General features: G+C 28.5%; 3 protein-coding genes and 1 pseudogene. All 4 read left to right on the top strand.

The features are described 5' to 3' along the window. Window positions 1–383: 383 nt before the first annotated feature. A complete protein-coding gene (locus B6D18_RS12175) occupies window positions 384–653 on the top strand; it encodes a hypothetical protein (RefSeq protein ID WP_086364682.1) in 270 nt (89 codons plus the stop codon). Window positions 654–1,542: 889 nt separating this feature from the next. Next, window positions 1,543–1,671 (top strand): annotated as a pseudogene (locus B6D18_RS13090) (hypothetical protein); the annotation flags it as partial. 83 nt (window positions 1,672–1,754) lie between these two features. Beyond that, on the top strand, window positions 1,755–2,075 hold the full coding sequence (locus B6D18_RS12160) for a hypothetical protein (RefSeq protein ID WP_086364681.1): 321 nt from the start codon (window positions 1,755–1,757) through the stop codon (window positions 2,073–2,075). 199 nt (window positions 2,076–2,274) lie between these two features. Further along, on the top strand, window positions 2,275–3,114 hold an 840-nt coding region (locus B6D18_RS12155; protein ID WP_086364680.1), incomplete at its 3' end, for an immunity 22 family protein.

The following is a 3,114-nucleotide window of genomic DNA, read 5'->3' as shown; positions in this document are numbered from 1 at the left end:
TTATATATGTGAGGCCTTACCTTGTTAATTAGCGAAATTAAAAAGTAAGTATGTATATATAGATTTTTATATCTTATAGATGTTATAAAAATCACTACATATTAATCTTAAAAATATTTGCGGTCAGAAGTTTTTTAAAATTGATAGGGACGATAGAAATCAAAGTTAAATTTCAAACCAGCCAAAAGCAGTGATAGGAAAGATGCAAATTTAGATCCTATTACTGGCAAAAAGTGTGTCTTAGTTTATATTCAACTAAGATACATATTGTCTGGTAAATAATTGTTGTTGCAAAAGATCATAGTATTGATGATAAAGTTCTATCAAAGGAAACATTTGAGGCATATATGCCATTAAACACTAAATAATAAAGAATTTTAAATATGCATGATTGGACATTAGTATCTTTGATTCTTGATTGGCAAGAAAGTACTCTTATAATTAAGTTCCTTAATAATTCTTCTCTTCCTATGGATATTATATGCAAAGGCATTAAAGGCATTAATATACCAAAATGGAATGAATGGGGCGAAAGTGTAAGCGTAAATCTATTTAATCTTAAAGATGATACTAAATACAAATATATAGAGATAGAAATGCAATCAGGTGATGTTATAAATATAATTGCAACTGATATAGTTATGCCTGCATAATAAATTGTTATTGTTCAAATAGTTTAAAAGACTTTTTATTTCTCATGTTGTAGATCTTAGCTGGCGAAGAATAGGGAAAGTTAATCCTAATGTACCCTGAATTTATTGTAAATACCTATATCAAAATTGGTGACGATTTCATTAATATTTTTGATTTTAATGGTCATATCGATAAGCGTGATTATAGTTCTGAATATTTAAGAAATGGTTGATTAGATTCTTCCTATGATTTGTTAAAGCCCCTTCAATATATTATGAACACTAGTTTAAAAGATAAATTAAATTTATTTAGAGCAAGAGATTATGCGACCAAATTAGATGGTGTTAGTTCATTTAATGTATCATTTTTACATGATAATGAATTTATATGGCATAGAAAAATGTTAAAAGAAATAAATAAAATTGATAATGATATTAAAAAAATTTTTTTTAATTTGCCTATAAATAGAAATATCCTAGCTAGGGAAGTCGAAAGTATATTGAATATAAAAAAGATATTATGTGTAATATGTTCTATTCTGGAGATGTGAGCATATTTTTTTATGTCGAAAGTTTTTCAGACTTCATATTAAGCTTGTTTTCAATCAATAGGACATATGATTTTTCATTGGCATTTACGTCCCCAGATAGAGTAATTGTTTTAAGTGATAATGAATATGATATTCATCTGTATTATATTCATAAATAAAGAATTCATATAAAAATAATAAATTATTTTTTGTCTTTATCAGCAATCAGGAATAGTTGACGGATGAAGCTGGTGAAATTCTCAGGGAATGCTTTTCCCGATTATGGTATAAAGCAATACAGAAAGCCTCACATATCTTAATCCAATAAGATTTAAAGGGTTAAGGCCAATAATTAGACAAAAATCTAACTTCACTACAATAATTTCAGGTATTATGATCCAGATATAGGGCGCTTTATTCTGCTGGCCCAGATTTGGTTAGCTGGCGAATTTAATTTGTATCAGTATGTGCTCAATGGACGAAAACTTAGGTGGGCCGTGGAATTTTAATTGGTGAATATGTAACCGGTCGATCTGATAGCTGTATCAAGCTTCAGGTCAGTAATTATTGAAAATATTTAATGAGGTGGTTTATGGATCTTATTTCCATTGGCGATGTTTTATCTTCTCCAGAAAATAATACAGAGTTTTTTTGTTTACCTCCAAATAAAAACAACTGGACATTGTCTACAAAAGGAGTTTTTACTTTAGATGCTAGGGATTTTCCTCCTAATTCTGATGAATATTTACCAGAACAAGTTAAAAATGATGGTTGGGTTGAAGTTTTAGATGGAGGAACGATTGAGGAAATTGTAGCAAACGCAAAACAACAATTAGGTGTTCCGTCATTAGATGAATTATTTGAAGCATTTATTTTTTATTATGAAAACGATGCTTTTTTAGAATTCCAATAATATATTACTGAAAGTACGCGATCTTTCGATGTATCTCATTAATAGCATATTATTCCACAGAAAACCGTCTGTAGTTGAATAGTAAATTAATATCTTTCAATATGATATATTGAAACGATGCGAAGTTAATCAATTTAAAAGTATTTAGCATTCTACTAAATGAGATATAAATCTAAATGTTAATTAAGAAAGGATTATCATGAGTAAAATTGATGTAGATAAAGTGACTATTCTGCTATGGATAGGTAATAATTTTTCTTCAGAGAAAAAATACAAACAATATTTTGAACAGAATGAAAATATACCAATTAATGATTTCCTTACACCATCATGCTTATTCTGTGCTGATATAGGTGATGTAGTGTATATGTCAGAGCAGCTTATTATGCCTGACAGGTTTTCTACACCTCAAGATATCAATTCGATTATTGATAAAATAGAAGTAAATGAAGGTGAAAAGAAAAAGATTTATGAACAATGTATTAAATTAGGTATCACAACGGCTAATTCTGTATTTTGGTATATAAATAATGATCCAATGTTAAATCTAGAGGTCAAGAAACCCTATAAAGAAAATTATAACGGACTTAAGTATATAGGTGAATTTAGTGCTGAGACTAAATACCAATCTCAATTTAATAAAGATCTATCATCGGATCAATATTTATGGATAGGGTCAAATTTTATGCCAGTTGAAAAATATGAGGAATATTTTGAACTGGATTATACTACTGAGGAATTAGATAGCCCTGAGTATAAGATTTGTGGTTTTTGTAAAGATATAGGCACTAATTGGTATGATGAAGATTTTATCGGATATCCTGAACCATTGAAAAAAGAGATTGATGTTGGAGAACTGATTGATAAATTAGTTTCACCAGGAATAGATTGTAGACAGAAAATTATAGATCAATGTTATAAAATGGGCATAACCAAAGCAAATGCTTTAGTTTGGTATAAAGCAAGTGAAGCGGTACTTAAAAAACCTTATAAAGAAAATTATAATGGTCTTAAGTATATAGGAAGTCTCTTATACACA

It is taken from the genome of Gilliamella sp. A7 (assembly GCF_002142015.1).
In the GTDB taxonomy this organism is placed as follows: domain Bacteria; phylum Pseudomonadota; class Gammaproteobacteria; order Enterobacterales; family Orbaceae; genus Gilliamella; species Gilliamella apis_A.
This window is presented reverse-complemented; position numbering and strand designations above follow the sequence as displayed.